This is a genomic window from Actinoplanes rectilineatus, assembly GCF_000962825.1.
In the GTDB taxonomy this organism is placed as follows: domain Bacteria; phylum Actinomycetota; class Actinomycetes; order Mycobacteriales; family Micromonosporaceae; genus Actinoplanes; species Actinoplanes rectilineatus.
On record NZ_JZKF01000298.1, the window covers coordinates 1 to 229 of the forward strand.

Consider the following 229-nt stretch of genomic DNA (forward strand, 5'->3'; position numbering starts at 1 on the left):
CCCGGCACGGGTGCGCCGGATCGCCTTCGACACGGCCTGGACCGCGTCCTCCTGGCCGATGACCCGCTTGTGGAGCTCGTCCTCCATGCGCAGCAGCCGGGACGTCTCCTCCTCGGTCAGCTTGTAGACCGGGATGCCGGTCCAGTTGCCCAGGACCTCGGCGATCTGCTCGTCGTCGACCTCGGACACCACGTCCAGGTCGCCGGCCTTCCACTCCTTCTCCCGCTGC

Annotated in this window: 1 pseudogene; it reads right to left on the bottom strand. The window is 69.4% G+C overall.

The window, feature by feature from the left end:
• Positions 1–229: pseudogene (locus tag WH85_RS46485) on the bottom strand (ATP-dependent Clp protease ATP-binding subunit ClpC); the annotation flags it as partial.